The sequence below is a fragment of the Agromyces sp. S2-1-8 genome (genome assembly GCF_021129215.1).
Lineage (GTDB): Bacteria > Actinomycetota > Actinomycetes > Actinomycetales > Microbacteriaceae > Agromyces > Agromyces chromiiresistens.
Window position 1 is genome coordinate 613,780 of record NZ_JAJOLP010000001.1, and the last position, 23,461, is coordinate 637,240.

A 23,461-nucleotide genomic window follows, 5' to 3' on the forward strand; every position below is an offset into this window, starting at 1 on the left:
TCCGCCCGATGCGCGCCGCGGACTGGCCCATGGTCGGGGAGATCTTCGACCAGGGCATCCGCGGCGGTGAGGCCACGTTCGAAACGACGGCGCCGAGCTGGGAGGCGTTCGACGCCGGCAAGATCGCCTCGCCGCGCCTGGTCGCCGAAGTCGACGGCCTCGTGCTCGGGTGGGCGGCCGCGTCGCCGGTGTCGGGCCGCCCGGTCTACCGCGGCGTCATCGAGCACTCGGTCTACGTGCACGAGGATGCGCGCGGCAGAGGCATGGGCCGCGCACTCCTCGCCGCGTTCGTCTCCGCGGCCGACGAGTCCGGGTTCTGGACGATTCAGTCGAGCATCTTCCCTGAGAACATCGCGAGCCTCCGGCTACATGAGCAGGCGGGATTCCGCGTCGTCGGTCGACGTGAGCGCATCGCTCGCTCGACGCTCGGCCCGCACGCCGGGCACTGGCGCGACACCGTCCTCATCGAGCGCCGCTCGACCCGGAACGGCGTCGGCTGACGCTTCGATGCGCGCAGCACGTCGTGCGGGTGGTTCAGTCCGAGTTCGCCGGTCGCGCGTCGGCACGCTGCGGCAGCAGCTCGGCGAGCAGCGCCTCGACGCGGCCGCGGATCTCGTCGCGGATCGGGCGGACCGCGTCGATGCCCTGGCCGGCCGGGTCGTCGAGCTTCCAGTCCTCATAGCGCTTGCCCGGGAAGATCGGGCAGGCGTCGCCGCACCCCATCGTGATCACCACGTCCGAGTCGCGGACCGCCTCGGTGGTCAGCACCTTCGGCACGTTGCTCGCGATGTCGATGCCCTGTTCGGCCATCGCCTCGACCGCGACCGGATTGATCCGGTCCTTCGGCTCCGATCCCGCGGAAAGCACCTCGACGCGGTCGCCGCCCAGTTCGCGCAGATACCCGGCGGCCATCTGCGACCGGCCCGCGTTGTGCACGCAGACGAACAGGACGGTGGGCTTCTCGGACATCGCAGATCCTCTCCTCGGGCTCGAGCACTTCAACCATAGACCATCATCTATGGATGACGGGACACCGTGCCCGCCAATTCAGCCGTTGTTCACGCGGCAGACCGCCCCAGGGACGCGATGAGCTCGCGCACGCGCCGATCGATGTCGTCGCGAATCGCGCGCACCTCGGCGAGTGGTCGCCCAACCGGATCGTCGAGCTCCCAGTCGAGATACCGGGTGCCGGGGTAGACGGGGCAGGCGTCGCCGCAGCCCATGGTGATCACCACGTCGGCCGCACGCACCACCTCGTCGGTCAGCGGCTTCGGGAACTCGCCGCCGAGCGGCACCCCGATCTCCTCCAACGCTGCGGCGATCGTCGGCGCCACGGTCGCCGCAGGCTCGGAACCTGCCGTTCGCACCTGCACGCGGTCGCCGGCGAGCCGGCGAAGCAGTGCCGCCGCCATCTGCGAACGCCCCGCGTTCTGCACGCACACGAACAGCACGGCCGGCGCTCCGCCGGGGTCCCGGTCTCGCGCCGCGACCGCGGCCAGCCGCTGCTCCGAGAACTCGGCCGTGCGCGATGCCAACCGCGCACCGCCACCCACCCGGGCGAGCAGCAGGCGGCTCTCGTCGACGAAGCGTTCGACGGTCTCCCGGTTGAACGTTCCGGCGAACCGGACGGACAGGTCGTCGACGATCCGCGCGAAGACGGGATCATCGGGCTCGGCGCCGGATTCCGACCCGAGCAGCTCGAGCACGCGATCGAGGTGCTCCGGCGCGATCGAGTACCAGACCCGGCGGCCCTCGGGACGGCGCTCGAGCACGCCCGCCTCCGTCAGCACCTTCGCGTGATGGGTGATCGTGGGCTGTCTCAGGCCGAGCCGTTCGGCCATCCGCGTCACGGTCTCGCGCCCATCGGGCTGATCGAGGATGAGCTGCAGCATCCCAGCACGGGTCGGGTCGGAGACCGTGGCCGAGAGCTGGTGGGCTGGACTCATAGACAAGAGTCTATGCCTCACGCGTCGTGTTCGTCGGCCCCCTCGAGCAGCATGCCGACCGGCGTCGCGCACGTGTCGCCACGCCATGCCTCGAGGCCCTCGCGCACCGCGAAGACGACGATCACGAGCGCCGCCACCGAGTCGGCCCACGCCCAGCCGAACAGCGAGTTGAGCAGCAGGCCGAGCAGCGTGGCGGCCGAGAGATAGGTGCAGATGAGCGTCTGCTTGCTGTCGGCGACGGCGGTCGCCGAGCCGAGTTCGCGCCCGGTGCGGCGCTCGGCGAGCGACAGGAACGGCATGACGACCACGCTCAGCGCGGTGATCGCGATGCCGAGCGCCGAATGCTCGGCCTCGGGCAGCACCCCGACGAGGCTGAGCACCGCGTTCACCCCGACGTAGGCGGCGAGCGCGAAGAAGGCGAACGCGATCACCCGCAGGGTGGGCTGCTCGTACTTCTCGGGTTCGCGGCGCGTGAACTGCCAGGCGACCGCCGCCGCCGAGAGCACCTCGACGAGCGAGTCGAGCCCGAATCCGAGCAGGGCCACCGAGGATGACGCGGCACCGGCCGCGATCGAGACCGCCGCCTCGACGAGGTTGTACCCGATGGTGATCGCGACGATCCAGCGGATGCGCCGATGGAGCACCGCCCGGCGATCGTCGCTCAGTGTCGCGCTCATGCGGATGCCTCGCCCATCAGCCGACGTACCCCCGGAAGGGATCGGCCTCCTCGCCGCGGCGCTCGCGCTCGGACTCGGCCTCGCGCAGGTCGCGCTCGAGATCGCCCAGCAGGTCGCGGAGGCGGTCGTCGCGCTCGGCCTCGTAGGTCTCGTCGACCTCGATCTCGGGCCAGCCGCTGCCCCACTCCCGGGCGAGCCGCGCGTCGATCGCCCCGGCGACGTCGTCCCAGGCCTCGTTGCGAGCGCGTTCGGCGAAGGACGCGAGGTACTCGGGATCACCCCGTCGCGTCCACAGCTCTTTCGCGATCGCCGCGTAGACCTGTTCGCGGCGTCGGAGGTTCGCGGCGTCGGCGCGGCGGTAATCGTGCTCGTTCGACGCGCGACCCTCGCGCTTGGCGGCGACGCTGCGGTCGTCGGCGGTGCGCTCGGCGACCTCGTCGGCCTCCTGCACGAGCTCGTAGAGCACCTCGCGGGCGGCGGCCGCGGCGCGGTCGTTGTCGAAGGGCTCGTCGCCGCGCAGGGCGTGCATCACGAAGCGGTTGCGCAGGGCCATCCGACCTGCGGCCTCGGCGACGAGCAGGCCCTCGGCGAGCATCTCGTCGAACGTGGGAGGAACCACCTCGGGCAGGGCGCTGCGGTCGAACGGCTTGAACCGCTTCGCTCGCCTCCTGCGCCAGAACGCCATGCTTCACGCCCCTCGAACACCGATGTCCGACGCCACTCGACGTCGGAGAACGAGCCTATCGCGGGCGAGTGACGGGCGGTCGTGTCGGCGGCCGGTCGTACCGTTGCCGCATGGTTGAGAGGGATGCCTCGGCCGCGCGCTGCTCGATCGTCGAGGCCGACGGCGTGCACTGCTCGCGGCCCGTCGCTGCCGGCACGCCGATCGCGCTCTGCGCGGGGCACCTGCTCGTCGCCTACGACTGGGTCGCGCGTGAGGTCGGCGAGCTCGACCTGCTGCCGGGGCCGTGTCCGGCGTGCGGGGCCCGGGTCGGAGTGCACTACCCCTCCGGTTGGATCTGCGCCGACTGCGAATGGCGCTACGGCGAGCTGCCCGATCGAGCGCTCGGCGACGACCCCGTCGAGGTCGTCTACTACCTGCGCTATCGCGACCGGGTGAAGATCGGCACCTCGGCGAACCCGCGGCAGCGCGTCGCGAGCCTGCCGCACGACGAGGTGCTCGCGTTCGAACGCGGCGGCCGGCGACTCGAACGGCGTCGGCACGAGCAGTTCGCGCGGTACCGCGGTGCCGGCACCGAGTGGTTCGACGTGCACGACGTGCTGCTCGAGCACATCGCCGGGCTCGCCGTCGGTGTCGACGACCCCTGGGCGCAGTACGACCGCTGGGTGAGTCGGCATCTCGCCCGGCCGCGGCTCGACTGAGCAGACCGGCGGCGACTTCTCCACAACCCGCGCATTCGGCCCCACGGGCGGGCTCACGTCGCTAGTCTTCGACGATGGATCGAGTGACGGTGCGCCGAGCGCTGCGTTCGGCGGCGACGGCTGCGGCGCTCGCGTTCATGCTGACCGGCTGCATCCCCGCCGCCGGAGACGCACGACCCGTCACCTCGGCTCCACCGACCGATTCGGCCGCGGCGTTCGGCGACGCCGAGCATGAACCCGACGCCGAAGCCGCGCCGCCGAGCATCGCTGGCCTGGCGCCGGGCACCGTCCTCGCGACCGGAGAGTTCCACGACCGCGGTACGAGCGGCGCGATCGAGCTCCGGGCGAACGGCACACCCAGCGGGTTCGAGGTCGTGCTCACCGGCATCTCGCCGGCGCCGACCGCCGGCATGACGCTGGAGTTGAACTCCGAGCCGTCGACCGCCACCCGGGAGGTGCTGAAGGAGGGCTTCAGCTACTACCGCTACGACCCGCTCGCGACGACGGCCGACCAGGCCTTCCGCGTACCGACCCCGGGCACGGGCGGGTTCGTGACGAACGACCCGAGCTACCTGCGCACGGCGGTGCTCTGGGCACCGGCGGCCGGAGCGGAGCGAGGATTCGACGAGGTCGTCGCGACCGCCCCGCTCACCTGGAACCTTCCCGACTTGAACCCCGGCCTGCGGGTGGTCGACCACGGGGCTGCAGAGGGCGCGACCGGAGAGGCGGTCCTCGACGACGACGGCACGCCGCTCCGCTACCGCATCGCGGCCGGCGACACGTCGATCGGAGTGACCGCCAGATTCGGCGTCACGGTCGACGATCTCAGGTGGTTGAACCCCGATCGCGCAGGCTCGAAGCTCCTCCTCGCGGATCGCTGGCTCAACCTCTCCCGCGAGGACCGCGGCCTTCGAGGTTGAGGCGGGTGCGCGGCTACGCCGCAGGCACCGGGCAGTGCAGCTGCGTGCGCTCGCCCGAGCGGTCGATCTCGTGCGCCGACATCGCGGCACCGCAGAGCGGGCAGGCCGGCGGAGCCGCCGGCTTCGGTTCCTCGTCGTACGGACCGAGCGGCGGCGGGCCGATGTACGGCAGCAGCTTCGCGTTGAGGCGGTCGATGAATCCGGCGTAGCCGCGCTGCACTCCTGGCTCGACCGGTCGCTTTCTTCGTGTCACAATCATTAGTGTACTAACTATTTGTCCCCACGTCATACTGGAAGCCTGATGACCGAGCAGACCGCAGCCGCACGAACGGCGATCGCCGAGACATCCACCCCCGCAGACGGCGACGGCGCAGTCGACCTGCTCGCCCTCGAGAACCAGGTGTGCTTCGCCCTCGCGGTCGCCGCGCGCGGTGTGATCGGCGTGTACCGGCCGATCCTCGAGCCGCTCGGGCTCACCCACCCGCAGTACCTCGTGATGCTCGCGCTCTGGCAGCGCAATCCGCGCACGGTGCGCGACCTCGGCGAGGCGCTCCAGCTCGAGCCGGCGACACTGTCGCCCCTGCTGAAGCGCCTCGAGGCGCAGGGCTACCTCACCCGAGCACGCAACCCGCACGACGAGCGCGCCCTCGACGTCGCCCTCACCGAGAGCGGGCGCGCACTGCGCGAGCGGGCGCTGTCGATCCCGCCCCAGGTCGTCGACCGGCTCGGCATGAGCCTCGACGAGCTCGGCGCGCTGCGCGACCGGCTCACCGAGGTGATCGCGGCGGTGCAGCGAGGCTGACGCGGCGCAGGCGTCAGGCAGCCGGCGGGGTGAACCCCGGCACGCCGCCGTCGGCGGTCGCGAACTTCGCGATGAGGCTGCAGTCCTTGCCGCCGAAGCCCTCGGCGATGAGGCGCTCGAACTGCTCGAGCGCAACCCGCGAGGCAGGCATCGGCAGGCCGGCCGTCGTGCCGGCGTCGACCGCGAACGACAGGTCCTTCTCGGCGAGCGCGGTCGTGAACGTCGCGTCGTAGTTGCGATTCGCCGGACTCGTCTCGACCACGCCGGGTGCCGGGTACCAGAGCCGTAGCGGCCACGACTCCCCCGACGAGACCGACGCGACCTCGAAGAACCTCTTCGGGTCGAGCCCGAGCGAGTCGGCGAGCGCCGCCCCCTCGGCGACGCCGAGCAACGACACGAACAGCATCAGGTTGTTGGCGAGCTTCGCAGCGATGCCGAGCGTCGGCCCGCCGAGTTCGAAGACATGGCCCGCCATCGGCTCGACGAGCTCGCGGGCGTCGGCGGTGGCATCCGCGTCACCGCCGAGCATGAACGTGAGGCTGCCCGCGGCGGCCCCCGCGATTCCGCCCGAGACCGGCGAATCGACGAAACGGAACCCGCGCCGTGCCGACTCCTCGTGGCACCAGCGCGACGTCTCGACGTCGACCGTCGACGTGTCGAGCAGCAGCACCCCGGCGGGTGCCGTCGCCCACACCCCGCCGTCGCCCGCGTAGACCTCGCGCACGTGTTCACTGCGCGGCAGGCTCGTGAAGACCGCGTCGGCGCCCGCGACCGCCTCGGCGACCGAGTCGACCACTGCGACCCCCCGCGACGCCGCGGCCTCCCGCGCCTCCGACATCGGGTCGACGCCGCGCACGGCGTGACCCGCCGCGACGAGATTCGCCGACATGGGTCCACCCATGTGTCCCAGTCCGATCCAGGCGATGTTCGCCATGGGCCTGCCCTCCCGACCTCGTCGACGTGAAGCGCTCTCCGTCCCCACGATACGCCGAGGCCGCGCGCGTTGCGGAGCGACGGAGGAGCGTCGCGAGTCGGTCGATCGCGCCGGTCTCGAGACGCCGCCGCGCGCCCCCGCGACCGGGGAGACGCTCAGAACCGGATGACCTGCCGGATCGCCCGCCCCTCCGCGAGGGTGTCCATCGCCGCGTTCACGTCGTCGAGCTCGACGGTCGACGAGATGAGCGCCTCGACGGGCAGCCGGCCCTGCCGCCAGAGTTCGGCATAGCGCGGGATGTCCCGCGACGGGATCGCCGACCCCAGGTACGACCCGATGATCGTGCGCGCCTCGGCCGTCACGGTCAGCGGCGCGATCTGCGAGACGGCCGATGCGGGCGGCAGCCCCACGGTGACCGTTCGTCCGCCGGGTGCGGTCAGCGCGAACGCCGTCTCGAATGCGCGCGGATGGCCCGCCGCCTCCACGACGAGCGGAGCCCGCAGCCCTGCGGCCACCGCCTCGTCGGGCGTGTACGCCGCGTCGGCGCCGAGCTCGAGCGCCCGCTCGAGCTTGTCGTCGACGCCGTCGACGCCGATGACCCGGCCGTAGCCGAGCGACGCCGCCGTGATGAGCGCGGCCATGCCGACGCCGCCGAGCCCGACCACGACGATGTCGTCGCCCTCGCGCGCGGCACCCGCGTTGAGCACGGCTCCGCCCCCGGTGAGCACGGCGCACCCGAGCACGGCCGCGACCTCGGGCGGCACATCGTGCCCGACGACCACCGCCGAGCGCCGGTCGACGACCGCGTGCGTCGCGAACCCCGAGACCCCGAGATGGTGGCGCACGGGCTCGCCGTCGCGGTGGAGGCGCACGTCGCCGTCGAAGAGCGTGCCCGCCGTGTTCGCGGCGGTGCCCGGAGTGCACGGCAGGGCGCCGCCGGCGAGGCATCCCTCGCACTCACCGCAGCGAGGCAGGAAGGCCATCACCACCCGGTCACCCACCGAGAAGCCGGCCGCGGATGCCTCGGCGCCGAGCTCCTCGACGATGCCGGCGGCCTCGTGGCCGAGCAGCATCGGCACCGGGCGCGGGCGATTGCCGTCGACGACCGAGAGATCCGAGTGGCAGATGCCCGCCGCCTCGATGCGCACGAGCAGCTCGTCGGGACCGGGGCGTTCGAGCTCGAGCTCGCCGATCGTGATCGGCCGCGACTCGGCGAAGGGCCGGGAACGCCCGAGCTCCTCGAGCACGGCCCCGCGGATGCGGATCGACATCGCCGCGGCCCCGTCAGTGCGTCGGGAAGCCGAGGTCGATCTGCGACTCGCTCGGCTCGGGCCAGCGCGTCGTCACGACCTTGCGTCGCGTGTAGAAGTTGAAGCTCTCCGGGCCGTACATGTGGGTGTCGCCGAAGAGCGAGTCCTTCCAACCGCCGAACGAGAACGCGCCGACGGGCACCGGAATGGGCACGTTGACGCCCACCATCCCGACCTCGATGTCGAACTCGAAGCTGCGCGCGGTCTTGCCGTCGCGGGTGAACACGGCGACGCCGTTGGCGAAGCGGCTCGCGTTGATGAGCGCGACCGCCGCGTCGTAGTCGTCGACCCGCACGACCGAGAGCACCGGCCCGAAGATCTCCTCGTCGTAGACGCGCATGCCGGGCTCGACCCGGTCGACGAGCGAGGCGCCGATGAAGAAGCCGTCGCCCTCGAAGCGGTGGTCGCGGCCGTCGACCACGACGTTCGCGCCCTCGGCCGCGGCGCCCTCGACGAAGCCGGCGACGCGCTCGCGCGCCTCGCGCGTGATCAGGGGACCCATCTCCGAGGCGGGATCGGTGCCGTCGCCGACGACGAGCCGGGACATCCGCTGGGTGATCTTCTCGATCAGCGGGTCGGCGACCTGCCCGACCACGACGAGCACCGAGACGGCCATGCACCGCTCGCCCGCCGAGCCGTACGCGGCCGAGATCGCGGCGTCGGCGGCCGCGTCGAGGTCGGCGTCGGGCATGACGACCATGTGGTTCTTCGCTCCGCCGAGGGCCTGCACCCGCTTGCCCTGCTCGGCGGCGCGCGTGTAGATGTACTTGGCGATCGGGGTCGAGCCGACGAACGAGATCGCCTTCACGTCGGGGTGGTCGAGCAGCGCGTCGACCGCGACCTTGTCGCCGTGCACGACGTTGAGAACGCCGTCGGGCAGCCCCGCCTCGCGGAACGCCTCGGCGAGCCAGACCGCCGCCGAGGGGTCGCGCTCGCTCGGCTTCAGGATGACGGCGTTGCCCGCCGCGATCGCGGTGGTGACCATCCACAGCGGCACCATCGCCGGGAAGTTGAACGGCGTGATGCAGGCCACGACGCCGAGCGGCTGGCGCACCTGGTGCACGTCGATGCCGCGCGCGACCTGCTCGGCGTAGTCGCCCTTGAGGTGGTGCATGAGGCCGGCGCAGAACTCGACGTTCTCGAGCCCGCGCGCGACCTCGCCGAGGGCGTCGTCGACGGTCTTGCCGTGCTCGGCGGTGATGATGCGCGCGAGCTCGCCGCTGCGCGCCTCGATGATCTCGCGCAGCTTGAACATGACGTGCGAGCGCTTGGCGAGTCCGGTCGCGCGCCACGTCTTCTGGGCGAGGGATGCCGCGGCCACCGCCTCGGCGACGCGGGCGTCGTCGGCGAGCACGACCTCGGCGGTCTGCTCGCCGGTCGCCGGGTTGAAGACGGGGCTGCGACGGGCGTCGTCGTCGATATTGCCGCCCGCGATGACGTGCGGGATGGTCCGCACGGCGGTGAGGGTGTCGGTCATGGGCGTTCCTTTCAGGCGGTGTAGCCCGCGACGGCGCCGTCGGCGCGCACGAGCTTGGCGATGAGGCTGCAGTCCTTGCCGCCGAGGCCGTCGGCGATGAGCTCCTCGAACTGCTCTCGCGCGAGCCGCGCGGCGGGAAGGTTCAGGCCCGCGGCCTCCCCGGCGCCGAGCGCGAGCGAGACGTCCTTGAGGGCGAGGGTCGTCGCGAAGGTCGCGTCGAAGTTGCGGTTCGCGGCGGCCGAGTCGACGATCCCCGGCACCGGGTACCAGGTGCGCAGCGCCCACGAGTCGGCCGACGAGACCCGGGCGATGTCCCAGAACGTACGGGGGTCGATGCCGAGGCTCGACGCGAGCTGCGAGCCCTCGGCCGCGGCGACGAGCGAGATGAAGAGCATCATGTTGTTCGCGAGCTTCGCGGCGATGCCCTGGGTCGGGCCGCCGACGGCGAAGACGTTGGCGGCCATGGGCCGGACGAAGTCGGCGGCGTCCGCGACATCCGCCTCGCCGCCGCCCAGCATGAACGTGAGGGTGCCGGCCGCGGCACCCGAGATGCCGCCCGAGACCGGTGCGTCGACGAATCGGAACCCGCGCTCGGCGGAGCCGTCGTGGCACCAGCGCGAGGTCTCGATGTCGACGGTCGAGCTGTCGAGCAGCAGGGCGGTCCGCGGCGCGTTGGCCCAGACCCCGCCGTCGCCCTCGTACACGGCGCGCACGTGGTCGCCCTTCGGCAGCATCGTGAAGACGGCGTCGGCGTCCGCCACCGCTTCGGCGACGGAGCTCGCGACGCGCGCGCCGCGCTCGGCGGCCGCCCGGCTCGCCCGCTCGTCGAGGTCGAAGCCGACGACCTCGTGCCCCGCTTCGATGAGCCGGCCGGTCATCGGACCGCCCATGTTGCCCAGTCCGATCCATGCGATCGTCGCCATCGTGTCCTCCTCGACTTCGGCGTGTGCGGCGGCGCCTCCCCCAAGGCGCCGCGCTGAATCACCATATGGTCGCGATGAATGCACATTCAACGGGCGAGAACCGCGAATATTGCACTCGCGCTGTGCATTCATGCACGATGTGTGGGTGACGATGACGACGCACGACCCCAACCCCGAGTGGCTCATGACCTTTCTGGCCGTCGCCCGGCTCGGCCGGTACACCGCGGCCGCCCAAGTGCTGGGGGTCAACCACTCGACGGTGTCGCGGCGCATCGCCGCGCTCGAGTCGGCGATGGGCGGGCACGTGCTCATCCGGGCCGCGGGCGGGTGGGCGACGACGCCGCTGGGCCAGCGCGCGATGGCGGTCGCCGAGCGCATCGAGCTCGAGATGCGCTCGCTCGTCGAGGTCGACCAGCCGGGGCTCGCGGGGCTCGTGCGCATCGCGGCGCCCGACGCCTTCACCGCGCTCTACGCCGTGCCCGCGCTCGCGCCGCTGCAGGCCGCGAACCCCGGGCTGTCGTTCGAGCTGCTGAGCGCGACGCAGCGCGTGCGGCAGAACCGCTCGGGCGTCGACATCGAGGTCGCCGTGGGCCGGCCCGACGTCCGCAAGGCGCTCGCGACACCCGTGCTCGAGTACTCGCTCGCGCTCTTCGCGAGCGAGGCGTACCTCGCGGAGCACGGTGAGCCGCGCACGATCGCCGAGATGTCGGGGCACCGCCTCAACTACTACATCGAGTCGGCGCTGCAGATCGACGAACTCGACCTGGCCGTCGACGAACTGCCGCCGACGCTGCCGAGCATGCGCTCGACCGGGGTGTTCGCGCACCTCGCGGCGACCGTCGCCGGTGCGGGCGTCGGGCTCATGCCCGACTTCCTCGCGTCGCGCGAGCCGAGCCTCGTGCGGGTGCTCGCCGACGAGTACGACCACCCGATCGCGTACTGGGCGGTCACCCGCGAGGAGAGCCTGCGCAACCCGGCGGTGGCGGCGGGCTTCCGCGCGCTCGTCGAGCACCGGCCGGATTGGCGGGCCGTCGCCGCGAACTGAGCGGCCACGACCCGGCGGCGGCGCCCGCCGCGGCTCTCGCTCCGCCGCTCCACGGCGCAGATCGCGCACCCGGCGCAGCCGGGGCGGACTTCATCGGGGGCGACTCCATTCGTGCCCCGCGCGGCAGCCCGCGAACGACGGCTCTGCCGGTTCCGCCTCATCGATGAGGTGGAACCGGCAGAGCTCGGATCGGAACAGCGGTCGTGCACCAAGGACTCGCCGACTGCGTCGGGCGGGGCCCGGCCGTCCTACGCGGTGGTCCTCACCGCCGCCTCCTCCGCGACCCGTGCGCGGTCGGCGTCGTCGATCGATCGCAGCGAGATGCCGTTCGTCTCGCGCATCGCGACGACCGCGATGAGCGTGACACCGGCGGCGAGCGCGAGGTAGATCGCGACCGGCACCCACGAGCCGAAGCTCGACAGCAGCATCGTCGCGATGATCGGGGCGACCGATCCGGCGATGATCGACGTGACCTGGTAGCCGAGCGAGACGCCCGAGTAGCGCATGCGGGTCGGGAACATCTCCGCCATGATCGCCGGCTGGCTCGCGTACATGAGGGCGTGGATGATGAGGCCGACGATCAGGATGCCGACGATCAGCCAGTCGTTCTTCGTGTCGAAGAGCGGGAAGGCGACGAAGCCCCACACCGCACCGAGGATCGCGCCGGCCGCGTACACCGGCTTGCGGCCCAGCTTGTCGCTGAAGCGGCCGACCACCGGGATGATGCAGAAGTGCACGACGTGCGCGAACAGGATGAGCGTGAGGATCGTCGACGTGTCCATCTGCAGGTGCGCCGACATGTACGTGATCGAGAAGGTCACCACGAGGTAGTACATGATGTTCTCGCCGAAGCGCAGGCCCATCGCGGTGAAGACGCCGCGCGGGTAGCGCTTGAGCACCTCGATGACGCCGTAGTTCGTCTTCTTCGCGGCTTCGACCTCCTTCTGGGCCTCGATGAAGATCGGCGCATCGGTGACCTTCGTGCGGATGTAGTAGCCGACGGCGACGATGACGACCGACAGCCAGAAGCCGACGCGCCAGCCCCAGCTGAGGAACTGCGCCTCGGTGAGCGTGCGCGAGAGGATCAGCAGCACCACGGTGGCGAGCAGGTTGCCCGCGGGCACCGCGGCCTGCGGCCAGCTCGCCCAGAAGCCGCGCTGCTTGTCGGGCGAGTGCTCTGCGACGAGCAGCACGGCGCCGCCCCACTCGCCGCCGACCGCGAAGCCCTGGAAGAAGCGCAGGATGATGAGCATGATGGGCGCCGCATAGCCGACCTGGTCGAACGTCGGCAGGCAGCCCATGAGGAACGTCGTGACGCCGACCAGGATGATCGCGAGCTGCAGCAGCTTCTTGCGCCCGTACTTGTCGCCGAAGTGGCCGAACACGATGCCGCCGAGCGGGCGGGCGACGAAGCCGACGGCGTAGGTGAGGAACGCCTTGATGATGTTGTCGAGCGGGTTGTCACTCGGCGGGAAGAAGATGACGTTGAAGACGAGGGTCGCGGCGGTGGCGTAGAGGAAGAACTCGTACCACTCGACGATGGTGCCGGCCATCGAGGCGGCGACGACCTTTCGCAGTCCGGTGGGGACGGACGAGCCGGGGGGATTCGGGGACGTGCGGGGCGTCGAAGCGTCGACAGCCATAGGGACTACCTCCTTGTAGTGTGGCCCGCGATCGGGGGTCGCGATGCAGGCGATTCTCACCGTGCATCGATGCGAGCGGCAAGCCCCGATCCCGCACACGCGGTGTGCGTTTGCGCACACTCGGCGCGCTCAGCGGGCGTCGGCGAACATCGCGGCGCGCGCCGCATCGAGGTCGGTGCCGAGCCCCGGTGCACGCACCTCGGCCATGACGAACCCGTCGCGACGCACGAGATACACCCGGTCGTGGCGCAGCCGTGGACGCCCCCGCACCCCGCGGTCGCTCGGGAACACGTGCGGCTCGACGCCGAGCTCGCGCGCGATGCGCAGCACCACCCGCTCGGGCACGCCGTAGCCGTGCAGCTGCCACTGCATCGATCGCAGCACCTCGTAGTTGCCGCCCGTCCACGGCAGCCGCACTCCGACCACCGCCCCGCGACGACGTTCCCGCCGCGATCGGCCCGCGGCCGAGGCATCCGGCACCTCGTACCTGATGCGCGTCTGCGAGAGATAGCCGAACACGCGGCGACCCGCCACGAACGGCAGCAACCGGACCCCGATCGGACCGAGCGCGGGCAGCGCGCGCCCGCGCACGAAGCGCGCGAACCGCGACTCGGACGTGACCTCGCCGAAGAGCCGGTCCGTCGTCGCGACGAGGGTCTCGCCGACCGGGCGGCGCTCGGCCTCGTACCGGTCGAGCCGGGCGTCGGGCATGCCGCCGACGATGACGTCGGCCAGCGCGCACGCGAGGTTGTGCGCCTCCTGCAGGCCCGTGTTCATGCCCTGAGCGCCGACCGGCGAGTGGATGTGCGCCGCGTCGCCGACGACGAAGCACGGCCCCTCGCGGAACCGTGCGGCGAGCCGGTGGTGCACCCGGTAGGTCGTGAACCAGGCGCTCTCGGAGTACTCCACGCCGAACTCGCGGCCGACGAGCTCGCGCACGCGCTCCTCGTGCAGGTTCCCGTCGGCGTCGAGGTCGGCGTCGCGCACGATGCCGAGCAGCCGCATGCGCGTGCCGCCCATCGGGAACGCCAGAATGAAGTGCTCGGTCGTGAAGCGCAGGTTGATCGCGTCGCCGACGAGGCCGGACACGCCGAGCGCGTCGGCGATGTAGTACGTGTACTCGTTCGTGACGCCCTCGAACGCGATGCCGAGCGACTCACGCACCCTCGAGTGCGCGCCGTCGGCACCCACGCAGTACCGCGCGCGAACCGTGCGGCGGTCACCGCCCGGCGCGGTGAGCTCGGCGACGACGGTGGATGCCTCGGCGCCCGCGCCCTGCTCGACCTCGAGGCGCTCGAGGCGATGCCCCCAGAGCACCTCGCGGCCGGCCTCGGCGAGCGCGTCGACGAGCAGCCGCTCGTTGCGGCTCTGCTCGAAGACGGTGATGTCGGGGTAGGGCGTGATGCCGTCGCCGAGTCCGCGGAACTCGACCGTGCCGAACGCCCGACGGCCCGCCCCCGGCGCGATCGCGGCGGCGGGCGCGCGCTCGGCGAGCACGCGGTCGACGAGGCCGAGCTGGTCGTAGAGCTCCATCGAACGGGCCTGCACGCCGAGCGCACGCGACTCGCGGGTGGGGCCGCTCTTGCCATCGACGATGAGCGCGTCCACGCCGAGCTTCGCGAGGCTGACCGCGAGCATGAGGCCGCTCGGGCCCGCGCCCACGATGAGCACGTCGGTCGTGATGGAGCCGCTCGCCGCTTCCATGCCTCCATCGTGGCACCACCCCCCGCCGGCCGAGTAGCACACGACGAAGGAGCACGCGTATCGAGACCCCGCCCGTGGCCTCGGTTCGGCGCTTCGCGCCTACTCGACCGACGATGCGTGCAGCAGCACCTCGTCGAACGACTCGATGCGCCGCCAGCCGGCGGCGATCGCGGTCGGCGGAAGCACGTCGGCGGCAATGAGCTCGGGCATCTCGAGGCCGGTCAGCTCCGCGACATCCGCCACGGGAACCTGGAATGTGCGGAACGGGCCGAGCGGCGGCGCCCCGCCGACGACCGGCCGGGCCTCGCTCGTGTCGACGAGCGGCGCCTGGTCGACGATGAACGCGGTCGCGGCGAGCGCGCCACGGGCGTTCCAGGCGACGACCTTCCAGAACCGGAGCGGCACCCGGATGCCTCGGTACTCGGGGTCGCCGGCGGCGAGCACGGGCGCCGTGAACACGCTCAGCCGCTGCGCGGTCGCCTCTGCGTAGGCGAGCACGTGGTCTTCGAGGCCGAGCCAGAGCTCCTTCGACTGGTTGAAGCCCGACGCCTGCGGCGCCGCGTTCGTGTAGTGGAAGGTGTCGGCGTTCGCCCTCGCGGCGACGGCGCGCTCGCCCCACACCGGGTCGCGACGCCGCACGAGATGACCGCGATCGAAGTCGTTGTCGGCGTAGACCACGGGGCCCGCCTGCCAGTCGGCGGGCACCCGGTCGTCGAGTCGCCACTCGTCACCGCCTCGGTCGAGGTCGACGAGCGCCGCACCGTCGACGTTGACGCCCGTGACCCGTGCGAGCCGCCGCGCCGGGTCGAGCACGACCGCGAAGTGCACGTAGTCGAGTTCGACACACTCGGGGGCGCCCGGCCCGGCCACCCGCGGCATCGGCGCCGCCACCCCCAGGAACGTCGCGTCGAAACCCATGCCACGAGTCGACCACGACCGTCCGACAGCGTGCCGGCGACGCGCGGCCGGCGCGCGATGGGGCTCAGTACCCGACCGTGCCGCCGAACAGGCCGAGCGCCACGACGGACTCGCGGGCGAGCAGGAAGCCGATGATGCCGACGATCCACCCGGTCAGGTCGGCGGCACTGCGTTCCATCCAGGCGCCGAAGCGTTCGAGCGGACGCTCGATCGCTCGCGCCGCCACGATGCGCAGCACGAGCAGCACGAGCGCAGGCAGCACCATGACGAGGCAGTACCCGGCGAGCACGAGCAGGCGCGCGCCCGCGTCGAAGTCGGAGGTCGAGAGCAGGCCGATGCCGATCAGGTAGGGCAGCATCGAGGCGACCTCGACCGCCGCGGCCGCGATCGCGAGCCCCATGAGCGGCAGCAGGCCGCCCTCGTCGCCCGACACGTCCGTCACGGCCCGCTCGCGCCAGCGCGAGAACCTGCCGGGGCCGCTGCGCTTGCGCTTGCCGCCGATGAAGAACGAGCCGACGAGCAGGCCGGCACCGACGACGAGCTGCCCCCAGAGGAACGCCGGCGTCGTCGTGATCGCCGCGAGCTGCGGCAGCGCCGCCCCGGCGACCGTGAGCAGCACGACCCCGACCAGCAGGTAGAAGCCGGCGACGGTCGCGAGGTACGCGAGGATGCGGCCGGGTCGGAGCCGGCCGGGGGCGAGGAGCAGCCAGGTCGGGATGAGGAGGGTGCCGAAGCTCGTCGAGTCGACGAGCGCGAGCAGCGCGAGTGCGCCGAGCAGCGCGGGGCCGGTGAGGGCGGCGGCGCTCAGGAGATCGAGGTCCATCGGCTCAAGGCTGCCGGATGCCTCGGCGCCGACGGATCCCCCGCGCGACGGATATCGCCGCCGACGAGGACCGGACGTCGGTTCGCTGCCCCTCGACCCTCTGCGGGGCCAGAATGGGCGGATGGACCTGCTGCTGGCCGGAGTGCTCGCCCTGCTCGCCATCGCCGCCGCCACCGCGTTCGGGCCGAAGCTCGGGGTGGCGGCCCCGCTGCTGCTCACGCTCCTCGGCCTCGGCATCGGCCTGCTGCCGGTCGTGCCCGCCTTCGAGATCGACCCCGAGTGGATCCTCGCAGGCGTGCTGCCGCCGCTGCTCTACTCGGCCGCCGTGTCGATGCCGACGATGGAGTTCCGCCGCGACTTCTCGACGATCGGCGGGCTGTCGGTCGTGCTCGTCGTCGTCACCTCGGTGCTGCTCGGCCTGCTGTTCGCGTGGCTCATCCCCGACCTCGGCATCGCCGGCGGCATCGCGCTCGGCGCGATCGTGAGCCCGACCGACGCGGTCGCGACCTCGATCGTGAAACGCCTCGGCGTCTCGCCGCGCGTCGTCGCCCTGCTCGAGGGCGAGAGCCTGCTCAACGACGCCTCGGCGCTCGTGCTGCTGCGCGCGTCGATCGCGGGCATCGCCGCCTCGGTGTCGCTGTGGTCGGTCGCCGGCTCGTTCGTCTACGCCGTCGTCGTGGCCGTCATCATCGGCGGGGCGGTCGGCTGGCTCAACCTGCGCGTCCGCGCCCGCGTCTCGAACCCGACGGTGAACACGGTGATCTCCTTCACGATGCCGTTCATCGCGTCGCTGCCGGCCGAGCGCCTGGGCGCCTCGGGACTCGTGGCCGCCGTGGTCGCCGGCATCGTGACGGGACGCGGGGCCGCGAAGTTCCTGAGCCCGCAGCACCGCCTCTCCGACGTGCAGAACTGGCGAACGGTCGAGCTCGTGCTCGAGGGAGCGGTGTTCCTCGTCATGGGACTCGAGCTGACCGCGATCGTCGACGACGTCGAGGCATCCCATGCCGGTGCCTGGCACGCGGCGGGGCTCGCGGCCATCGCGCTCGTGGCGACGGTGCTGATCAGGGCGGCCTACGTCGCCTCGCTGTTCGGCGGGCTCGCGAGGCGCGCGAAGCGTGCGGCGACCATCAAGTCGGTGCTCGACGACCGGGCCAGGGGCATCCCGTCGACGACGCCCGAGCTCGAGCGGCGGCGAGCCGAATACGAGGCGCGGCGCGCGAAGCGCCCACGCCGCGGCGACCCCGAGCCGACGCCCGCGCAGGCCGAACGGTTCCGTGCGATCTTCCGCCGCCGGGTCGCCGACATCGACTACTACCTCGACGAGCGGCTCGGATGGCGCGAGGGCACCATCGTCGTGTGGGCGGGCATGCGCGGCGTCGTCACGCTGGCCGCCGCGCAGACGCTGCCGTCCGACACCCCGAGTCGGTCGCTGCTCGTGTTCATCGCCTTCCTCGTCGCGGTCGGTTCGCTGCTCGTGCAGGGCGGCACGCTGCCGTGGCTCGTGCGCTGGCTCGTGCCCCCACGCGACACGAGTGCCGACGCGGCCGAGCGGCGCGAACTGCGCGGGGTGCTGCGCCGAGCGGCGATGAGCGAACTCGCGGACTCCGACGACCCCGAACTGCGCGCGGTCGCCGAGAAGATGCGCGCGGCCTGGCAGCTGTCGATGGACGCGGGCACCGACGAGCCCGACGGCGCGGACGCGACGGACGCCGTCGAGGCTCGCGCGCCCTCGAGCGGCGACCGGCGTGAACTCGACACGGCCATGATCGCGACCGCGGCCGCGAGCGGCGCCGAGCCCGGCCGGACGGCCCCCAGGGTCGACCCCGAGCAGGTGCGCCGCCTGCGCGTGCGCATGATCGAGGCCGAGCGCGACGCCCTGCTCGACGCGCGCGACGAGGGTCGCTTCAGTGCCGCCGCGCTCAACGCCGCGCTCGAAGGACTCGACGCCGAGCAGATCAGCCTCGAGATCCGGGGCGTCGAAGGCTGACCCTCGCCCCGACCGCCTGCGCGGTTCAGCGATCGGCGGCCGCCCCGGGCGGCAGTTCGAACGCCCGGCCCTGGATGTCGCGGGGGCTGATCCGCACCCAGCGATCCTTCCGGCCTGGCGCCCACGTCGTGATGCCGAGGCGCTCGGCGGCGTCGATCTCACGTTCCTGTTCGAGTCGTGCAGCGCGCCCCTTCACGACCACGCTGAACGCCTCGCCGCCGTCGACGCCGTCCACCTCGAACAGGACGTCCCGCTCCACGGTCATCGCGAGCAGCTTCGTGCCGGGTGCGGTGCGGAACACGATGCTGTGCCGATCCACGCCGTGGTTCACGGGGAACAGGTCCATCTCGCCGCCGGCGTACGTGCCGACCCGGCCGTACGGCGCCTGCTCGATCCGCTCCCAGCACTCGGCCGACCGCATCTCCCGCATCGGCGGGCGCTCGTCGTCGTCGGTCATCTCCGTCCCTCCCTCCCCGCCGAAGCGGACGCCCGGCAGAGCCTGCGGCCTGTCTACCGCTGCGTGCGACCGCCGTCAACACGCAGCGCCGTGACCGGCATGGCTGCGGGAACGTTGGCGCGAACCCGCGTCATGATCGGCGTCGCGGTGCATCTCTTCGGGTAGAGCCATCAGTTCTGCCGTCAGGAAGGGGAAGCGCCATGGCCCACCACCTCGAGTTCGTGTTCGGACCGCTCGGCGAGGAGACCCGCCTGGCCTGCTCCTGCCCGCGGGGCGCCAACCACCTGCGCCCGAACTCCGAGTCGCGCATCGCCGACGAGTTCGACGGCCGACTGGTGGCTGCGGCGGCCGCCGCCACCGTACCGCCGCGCGCCCAGCGCGTGCGGGCGCGTCGGCACGGGCAGCACCGGTCGCGCTTCACCTTCGCCGCAGCGTCCGCCCCGCGCGCGCGACACGCCGCCTGACGCCCGACCGCGGCGGCGAGGCATCCGCCCTCGTGCGCCTGCCGCACCCCCGACACGCTCGCGCACCCGCCCGGGCCGCGCGTATCGTGTGACCCAGCCGACCGTGACGATGCCGTCCCGGCATCGATCGCGACCGTCTCGGCGGAGGGGGAACCGCGATGACGACCCAGCACGATCACATCCCGGATCACGATCCGGTCGACGACCTCGAGAACACGCGGGAGCGCATCGGCGACGAGATGCTCGCCGTGCAGGACTTCTCGAACGAGGAGCACGGCTACCACAAGAGCCTCAAACCCCGGCAGATCCAGATGATCGCGATCGGCGGCGCGATCGGCACGGGCCTCTTCATGGGCGCCGGCGGGCGGCTCAACAGCTCGGGCCCGTCGCTCCTGATCGTCTATGCGATCTGCGGGTTCTTCGCCTTCCTGATCCTGCGCGCGCTCGGCGAGCTCGTGCTGCACCGACCCTCGTCGGGCTCGTTCGTCTCGTACGCGCGCGAGTTCTACGGCGAGAAGATGGCGTACACCGCGGGCTGGCTCTACTTCCTGAACTGGGCGTTCACCTCGATCGTGGATGTCACGGCCGCAGCCCTCTACGTGAAGTTCTGGGGCCAGTACTTCCCGGCGCTCGAGGCGATCCCGCAGTGGGTGATCGCCCTCGTCGCGCTCATCGTGGTGCTCTCGCTCAACCTCGTCTCGGTGAAGATGTTCGGCGAGATGGAGTTCTGGTTCGCGCTCATCAAGGTCGCCGCGCTCATCGCGTTCCTCGTCATCGGCGTCATCTTCATCGTCTTCATCGGGCAGACCGACGTCGGCCCGACCGGGTTCAGCGTGATCGCCGACAACGGCGGGTGGTTCCCGACGGGCATCATCCCGCCGATCCTCGCGATCTCGGGCGTCGTGTTCGCCTACGCGGCGATCGAGCTCGTCGGCACCGCCGCCGGTGAGACCGCCGAGCCGCGCAAGATCATGCCGAAGGCGGTCAACACGGTCGTGCTCCGCATCGCGGTGTTCTACCTCGGCTCGATCCTGCTGCTCTCGCTGCTGCTGCCGTACACCGTGTACCAGGCCGACGAGTCGCCGTTCGTGACGTTCTTCTCGCACATCGGATCGCCGGAGGCGGGCGCGGTCTCTGCGTCGGTGATGAACTTCGTCGTGCTCACCGCGGCGCTGTCGTCGCTCAACGCCGGCCTGTACTCGACCGGGCGCATCCTGCGGTCGATGGCGGTCAACGGCTCGGCGCCCCGTTTCACGGAGCGCATGAGCAAGAGCGGCGTGCCCTACGGCGGCATCCTGCTCACCGCGGTCATCACGCTGTTCGGCGTCGGGCTCAACGCGCTCGTGCCGTCGGAGGCGTTCGAGATCGTGCTCGAGGTCGCGGCGGTCGGCATCATCGGAGGTTGGGCGACGATCATCCTCTGCCAGATGAAGCTCGCGAAGTGGGCGAAGGAGGGGCGTCTCGAGCGGCCGTCGTTCCGGCTGTGGGGCGCCCCCTGGACCGGGTACCTCACGCTCGCGTTCCTCGCGTTCGTGCTCGTCACGATGGCGTTCTCGCCGACCGGGCGATGGGTGCTGATCTGCAGCCTCGCGCTCATCCCGCTGCTGGTCATCGGCTGGTTCGCCTTCCGAAAGCGCATCGCCGAGGCGGCGCTCGAGCGCGAGGGGCACACGGGGGCGTTCCCGGTCGTCGCCGAGCGGCCGGCCGTCGACAACCCGCCGAGGTTCGGCAGCAAGGACGAGTAGGCCTACACCCCGACCTCGGTCGCGACGCTCGCGTTGTCCCTGAACAGGTTGCCCGGGTCGACCTCGGCCTTGATGCGGCGCAGCCGCTCGAGCGTCGCGGGCGGGAAGGCGGCGGCGAGCTGCGCCGGCCCGACCTCGGTCTCGAAGCTCAGGTAGGCGCCCGACATGTGCGGGGCGAGCAACTCGTCCCAGGTCTCCGAAGTCCGGCGAGCGCGGGTCCCCATCGCGACGACCGAGAACTCGGCGTCGCGGTGGGCGTAGGCCGTGACATCCGCCGGCACGTCGTGCACCGCACCGCCGGCGGCCCGCACCTGGAAGAAGTAGCTCGCCCCCGTCTCGAGGAACCGCGCGACGTCGCGGGCGAACTCGGGCGTGAAGCGCCCGATGAGCCCCGTACGCGAGAGCGGCTCGCCCTCGGCGCTGTGGCTGCCGTCGCCCGCGTTCGAGATGATCGCGCGGTAGCTCGTGAGCCGCACGTCCTGACCGATGAGTGGGGCGGCGTCGGCGATCGGCTGCAGCCGGGCGAGCACGCTGTCGGCGTCGTCGGAGTCGACGACCGTCATCACGTGCGCGATCGGCGGCCTGCCGCCGCCCGCGGGCTGCACGAGCAGGAAGCTCGTCAGGTCGCGCGGCGCGTCGACGACCCAGTCGCTCCACGCGAGGAGGAATGCCTCCGTGTCGCTCGCGTCGAAGGTGAGCTGCGCGAACGCGACCGTGCCGACCTCGTCGACCTCGAACTCGAAGGCCGTCGCGATGCCGATGTTCGCACCCGCGCCGCGCACGGCCCAGAACAGGTCGGGCCGTTCGTCGGCGCTCGCGCGCACGACGCTGCCGTCGGCGAGCACGAGTTCGACCGCGCGCAGGTGGTCGATCGTGAGGCCGTGCTCGCGTACGAGCCAGCCGATGCCGCCGGCCGTCGCGAGTCCGCCGACGCCGACCCCGCCGTAGTCGCCCGAGCTCAGCGCCCAGCCGTGCGGTTCGAGGGCGGCGGCGACGTCCTTCCAGCGGGCGCCCGGTTCGATGCGCACCAGCCGGGATGCCTCGTCGAGCACGTCGATCGCGCGCATGCGCGAGAGGTCGATGACGATGCCGCCGTCGTTCGTCGAGCGGCCGCTGATGCCGTGCCCGGCACTGCGGATGCCGAGCGGCACGTCGGGGTTCGCGCGTGCGAACGCGACCGCGTCGACGACCTCGGCGGTCGTGGTCGGCTGCAGCACGAGTCCGGGGTCGCCGCCGCGCAGGTAGGTCGAGCGCACGCGCGCGAACCTCGCGTCGCCCGGTTCGATCGCGGATGCCGCGAGCGAGGCGGGCACGGCGTCGTAGTCGATCCCGTCGCGGCGCTTCGCGAGCGACGCGGTCGAGCGGATCACGGCGGCCGAGGCATCCGGCCCGAGCTCCCGCTCGACCGCCTCGCGCAGGGCGGGCGCGACCTCCTCGATGAAGCGCTGCATGCTCGTCGGGTCGTCGCCCGCGAGGATGAACGTGTCGGCCCCGTCGTCGACGACGAAAGGCAGCAGCTGCTCGACCCAGTCGGCGGGCGCGCCCTCGATCGCGCCGCCGCGGCGCCGTACGTCGACCCCGCCTCCCGCGCCGTTCGTGAACCGCCCGGCGACGTTGATGAGCCGGCGGATCTCGGCCGGGTTGCGCCCGGCCTTCAGTGCGGCCTCGTCGATGCGTGCGGCGCCGTCGGCGTAGTCACCGGGCTGCAGGTACGCGAGCGAGGGCAGCCAGCCGTCGCCCGCGCGGCCGATGAGGCGCAGCATGCGGGGCTTGAGCGCGCCGATCCAGATGGGGATGTCGTGCGCCGGCGCCGGCCCGCGCTTCGCGCCGTCGACGTGGTAGTACTCGCCCGGCACGGTGAAACGGTCGCGGTTGCCGGCGTCCCAGGTGCCGCGGATGATGCGGATCGCCTCGTCGAGTGCCTCGACCGCCTGGCCGGGCGTGAGTCGGCGACCGCCGATCGCGGCGATCGCGTCCCAGAAGCCGCCCGCGCCGAGGGCGAGCTCGAAGCGGCCGCCGCTCAGCAGGTCGAGGCTGGCCGAGGCGCGGGCGAGCACGGCGGGCTCGCGCTGGAGCGGCACGTTGAGCACGTTGCCGGCGACGTGGATGCGGCTCGTGCGCGCGGCGACCCAACTCATGAGCGTCCACGTGTCGTGGAACGCCGGCTGGTACGGGTGGTCCTGGAAGGTCACGAGGTCGTAGCCGAGCGTCTCGCTGAGCTCGGCGAGCCGCACCGCCTGCTGCGGCGGGTCGTTGACGGGCGTGACGAAGGTGCCGAACTGCAGTTCGCGTCCGTAGTGCAT

General features: G+C 72.0%; 23 protein-coding genes. 8 read left to right on the forward strand and 15 right to left on the reverse strand.

All coding sequences use genetic code 11. The annotated features are described in order from the left end of the window. Nucleotides 1-8: 8 nt before the first annotated feature. The gene (locus LR269_RS02740; protein ID WP_231432209.1) at nt 9-500 is read left to right on the forward strand and encodes a GNAT family N-acetyltransferase; all 492 of its coding nucleotides are present in this window, start codon (nt 9-11) and stop codon (nt 498-500) included. Between the two features lie 34 nt (nt 501-534). Here the strand turns inward: LR269_RS02740 and LR269_RS02745 are convergent, their stop codons facing one another. The 4 genes from LR269_RS02745 to LR269_RS02760 form a co-directional block, all read right to left on the reverse strand. Continuing rightward, nucleotides 535-969, reverse strand: a complete 435-nt coding sequence (locus LR269_RS02745) for an arsenate reductase ArsC (RefSeq protein WP_231429178.1) — start codon at nt 967-969, stop codon at nt 535-537. 89 nt (nt 970-1,058) lie between these two features. Beyond that, on the reverse strand, nt 1,059-1,946 hold the full coding sequence (locus tag LR269_RS02750; RefSeq protein ID WP_231429179.1) for a metalloregulator ArsR/SmtB family transcription factor: 888 nt from the start codon (nt 1,944-1,946) through the stop codon (nt 1,059-1,061). A gap of 17 nt (nt 1,947-1,963) precedes the next feature. Further along, the gene (locus LR269_RS02755; RefSeq protein ID WP_231429180.1) at nt 1,964-2,623 is read right to left on the reverse strand and encodes a cation transporter; all 660 of its coding nucleotides are present in this window, start codon (nt 2,621-2,623) and stop codon (nt 1,964-1,966) included. A 16-nt stretch (nt 2,624-2,639) separates the two neighbouring features. Then, entirely contained in the window at nt 2,640-3,308 is a 669-nt protein-coding gene (locus LR269_RS02760; protein ID WP_231429181.1) for a hypothetical protein, read from the reverse strand. A gap of 110 nt (nt 3,309-3,418) precedes the next feature. Between LR269_RS02760 and LR269_RS02765 the strand changes: the two genes are divergently transcribed. Both LR269_RS02765 and LR269_RS02770 read left to right on the forward strand, forming a co-directional pair. After that, entirely contained in the window at nt 3,419-4,006 is a 588-nt protein-coding gene (locus LR269_RS02765) for a GIY-YIG nuclease family protein (protein ID WP_231429182.1), read from the forward strand. Between the two features lie 74 nt (nt 4,007-4,080). Then, nucleotides 4,081-4,926, forward strand: coding sequence for a LysM domain-containing protein (locus LR269_RS02770; RefSeq protein WP_231429183.1), 846 nt, complete (start codon nt 4,081-4,083; stop codon nt 4,924-4,926). A gap of 13 nt (nt 4,927-4,939) precedes the next feature. Here LR269_RS02770 and LR269_RS02775 read toward each other — a convergent pair whose 3' ends face one another. Continuing rightward, a complete protein-coding gene (locus LR269_RS02775) occupies nt 4,940-5,179 on the reverse strand; it encodes a hypothetical protein (protein ID WP_231429184.1) in 240 nt (79 codons plus the stop codon). A 48-nt stretch (nt 5,180-5,227) separates the two neighbouring features. Here LR269_RS02775 and LR269_RS02780 point away from each other — a divergent pair, with 48 nt between their 5' ends. Further along, nucleotides 5,228-5,728, forward strand: a complete 501-nt coding sequence (locus LR269_RS02780; protein ID WP_231429185.1) for a MarR family winged helix-turn-helix transcriptional regulator — start codon at nt 5,228-5,230, stop codon at nt 5,726-5,728. A gap of 13 nt (nt 5,729-5,741) precedes the next feature. On the opposite strand, the gene LR269_RS02785 is transcribed toward LR269_RS02780, so the two are convergent. The 4 genes from LR269_RS02785 to LR269_RS02800 form a co-directional block, all read right to left on the reverse strand. Next, nucleotides 5,742-6,617: an NAD(P)-binding domain-containing protein gene (locus tag LR269_RS02785; protein WP_308191607.1), complete on the reverse strand. Its 876-nt coding sequence runs from the start codon at nt 6,615-6,617 to the stop codon at nt 5,742-5,744. 200 nt (nt 6,618-6,817) lie between these two features. Continuing rightward, complete coding sequence (locus LR269_RS02790) at nt 6,818-7,927, reverse strand: alcohol dehydrogenase catalytic domain-containing protein (RefSeq protein ID WP_231432210.1); 1,110 nt, start codon at nt 7,925-7,927, stop codon at nt 6,818-6,820. A gap of 19 nt (nt 7,928-7,946) precedes the next feature. Beyond that, nucleotides 7,947-9,449, reverse strand: a complete 1,503-nt coding sequence (locus LR269_RS02795) for a CoA-acylating methylmalonate-semialdehyde dehydrogenase (RefSeq protein ID WP_231429187.1) — start codon at nt 9,447-9,449, stop codon at nt 7,947-7,949. Between the two features lie 11 nt (nt 9,450-9,460). Continuing rightward, the gene (locus LR269_RS02800) at nt 9,461-10,372 is read right to left on the reverse strand and encodes an NAD(P)-dependent oxidoreductase (protein WP_231429188.1); all 912 of its coding nucleotides are present in this window, start codon (nt 10,370-10,372) and stop codon (nt 9,461-9,463) included. Nucleotides 10,373-10,523: 151 nt separating this feature from the next. Here LR269_RS02800 and LR269_RS02805 point away from each other — a divergent pair, with 151 nt between their 5' ends. After that, the gene (locus tag LR269_RS02805; RefSeq protein ID WP_231432211.1) at nt 10,524-11,417 is read left to right on the forward strand and encodes a LysR family transcriptional regulator; all 894 of its coding nucleotides are present in this window, start codon (nt 10,524-10,526) and stop codon (nt 11,415-11,417) included. Between the two features lie 248 nt (nt 11,418-11,665). Here the strand turns inward: LR269_RS02805 and LR269_RS02810 are convergent, their stop codons facing one another. From LR269_RS02810 to LR269_RS02825, 4 genes are all read right to left on the reverse strand, one after another. Then, nucleotides 11,666-13,060 (reverse strand): MFS transporter, encoded by a 1,395-nt coding sequence (locus LR269_RS02810; RefSeq protein ID WP_231429189.1) that lies wholly within the window; start codon nt 13,058-13,060, stop codon nt 11,666-11,668. 129 nt (nt 13,061-13,189) lie between these two features. Then, nucleotides 13,190-14,764, reverse strand: a complete 1,575-nt coding sequence (locus LR269_RS02815) for an FAD-dependent monooxygenase (protein WP_231429190.1) — start codon at nt 14,762-14,764, stop codon at nt 13,190-13,192. Nucleotides 14,765-14,863: 99 nt separating this feature from the next. Beyond that, nucleotides 14,864-15,682 carry a DNA/RNA non-specific endonuclease gene (locus LR269_RS02820; protein ID WP_231429191.1) on the reverse strand — a complete coding sequence of 273 codons (819 nt, stop codon included), beginning with the start codon at nt 15,680-15,682 and terminating at the stop codon, nt 14,864-14,866. Nucleotides 15,683-15,746: 64 nt separating this feature from the next. Continuing rightward, complete coding sequence (locus LR269_RS02825) at nt 15,747-16,505, reverse strand: GAP family protein (protein ID WP_231429192.1); 759 nt, start codon at nt 16,503-16,505, stop codon at nt 15,747-15,749. 121 nt (nt 16,506-16,626) lie between these two features. Between LR269_RS02825 and LR269_RS02830 the strand changes: the two genes are divergently transcribed. Then, nucleotides 16,627-18,492, forward strand: coding sequence for a sodium:proton antiporter (locus tag LR269_RS02830; RefSeq protein ID WP_231429193.1), 1,866 nt, complete (start codon nt 16,627-16,629; stop codon nt 18,490-18,492). Between the two features lie 25 nt (nt 18,493-18,517). Here LR269_RS02830 and LR269_RS02835 read toward each other — a convergent pair whose 3' ends face one another. Beyond that, complete coding sequence (locus LR269_RS02835) at nt 18,518-18,949, reverse strand: pyridoxamine 5'-phosphate oxidase family protein (protein ID WP_231429194.1); 432 nt, start codon at nt 18,947-18,949, stop codon at nt 18,518-18,520. A 200-nt stretch (nt 18,950-19,149) separates the two neighbouring features. On the opposite strand from LR269_RS02835, the gene LR269_RS02840 reads away from it, so the two are divergent. Together LR269_RS02840 and LR269_RS02845 are read left to right on the forward strand one after the other, a co-directional pair. Then, complete coding sequence (locus LR269_RS02840) at nt 19,150-19,413, forward strand: hypothetical protein (protein WP_231429195.1); 264 nt, start codon at nt 19,150-19,152, stop codon at nt 19,411-19,413. Nucleotides 19,414-19,652: 239 nt separating this feature from the next. Continuing rightward, nucleotides 19,653-21,158, forward strand: a complete 1,506-nt coding sequence (locus LR269_RS02845) for an amino acid permease (RefSeq protein ID WP_231432213.1) — start codon at nt 19,653-19,655, stop codon at nt 21,156-21,158. Between the two features lie 2 nt (nt 21,159-21,160). Here LR269_RS02845 and LR269_RS02850 read toward each other — a convergent pair whose 3' ends face one another. Then, nucleotides 21,161-23,461, reverse strand: coding sequence for an LLM class flavin-dependent oxidoreductase (locus LR269_RS02850; protein ID WP_231429196.1), 2,301 nt, complete (start codon nt 23,459-23,461; stop codon nt 21,161-21,163).

Coding starts and splice junctions, on each gene's coding strand:
- LR269_RS02795 (WP_231429187.1), bottom strand. CDS start 9,449: ATGACCGACACCCTCACCGCCGTGCGGACCATCCCGCACGTCATCGCG.
- LR269_RS02745 (WP_231429178.1), bottom strand. CDS start 969: ATGTCCGAGAAGCCCACCGTCCTGTTCGTCTGCGTGCACAACGCGGGC.
- LR269_RS02805 (WP_231432211.1), top strand. CDS start 10,524: ATGACGACGCACGACCCCAACCCCGAGTGGCTCATGACCTTTCTGGCC.
- LR269_RS02755 (WP_231429180.1), bottom strand. CDS start 2,623: ATGAGCGCGACACTGAGCGACGATCGCCGGGCGGTGCTCCATCGGCGC.
- LR269_RS02840 (WP_231429195.1), top strand. CDS start 19,150: ATGGCCCACCACCTCGAGTTCGTGTTCGGACCGCTCGGCGAGGAGACC.
- LR269_RS02770 (WP_231429183.1), top strand. CDS start 4,081: ATGGATCGAGTGACGGTGCGCCGAGCGCTGCGTTCGGCGGCGACGGCT.
- LR269_RS02820 (WP_231429191.1), bottom strand. CDS start 15,682: ATGGGTTTCGACGCGACGTTCCTGGGGGTGGCGGCGCCGATGCCGCGG.
- LR269_RS02780 (WP_231429185.1), top strand. CDS start 5,228: ATGACCGAGCAGACCGCAGCCGCACGAACGGCGATCGCCGAGACATCC.
- LR269_RS02750 (WP_231429179.1), bottom strand. CDS start 1,946: ATGAGTCCAGCCCACCAGCTCTCGGCCACGGTCTCCGACCCGACCCGT.
- LR269_RS02825 (WP_231429192.1), bottom strand. CDS start 16,505: ATGGACCTCGATCTCCTGAGCGCCGCCGCCCTCACCGGCCCCGCGCTG.
- LR269_RS02765 (WP_231429182.1), top strand. CDS start 3,419: ATGGTTGAGAGGGATGCCTCGGCCGCGCGCTGCTCGATCGTCGAGGCC.
- LR269_RS02815 (WP_231429190.1), bottom strand. CDS start 14,764: ATGGAAGCGGCGAGCGGCTCCATCACGACCGACGTGCTCATCGTGGGC.
- LR269_RS02850 (WP_231429196.1), bottom strand. CDS start 23,461: ATGCACTACGGACGCGAACTGCAGTTCGGCACCTTCGTCACGCCCGTC.
- LR269_RS02835 (WP_231429194.1), bottom strand. CDS start 18,949: ATGACCGACGACGACGAGCGCCCGCCGATGCGGGAGATGCGGTCGGCC.
- LR269_RS02740 (WP_231432209.1), top strand. CDS start 9: ATGCGCGCCGCGGACTGGCCCATGGTCGGGGAGATCTTCGACCAGGGC.
- LR269_RS02785 (WP_308191607.1), bottom strand. CDS start 6,617: ATGTCGGCGAATCTCGTCGCGGCGGGTCACGCCGTGCGCGGCGTCGAC.
- LR269_RS02830 (WP_231429193.1), top strand. CDS start 16,627: ATGGACCTGCTGCTGGCCGGAGTGCTCGCCCTGCTCGCCATCGCCGCC.
- LR269_RS02845 (WP_231432213.1), top strand. CDS start 19,653: ATGCTCGCCGTGCAGGACTTCTCGAACGAGGAGCACGGCTACCACAAG.
- LR269_RS02800 (WP_231429188.1), bottom strand. CDS start 10,372: ATGGCGACGATCGCATGGATCGGACTGGGCAACATGGGCGGTCCGATG.
- LR269_RS02810 (WP_231429189.1), bottom strand. CDS start 13,060: ATGGCTGTCGACGCTTCGACGCCCCGCACGTCCCCGAATCCCCCCGGC.
- LR269_RS02760 (WP_231429181.1), bottom strand. CDS start 3,308: ATGGCGTTCTGGCGCAGGAGGCGAGCGAAGCGGTTCAAGCCGTTCGAC.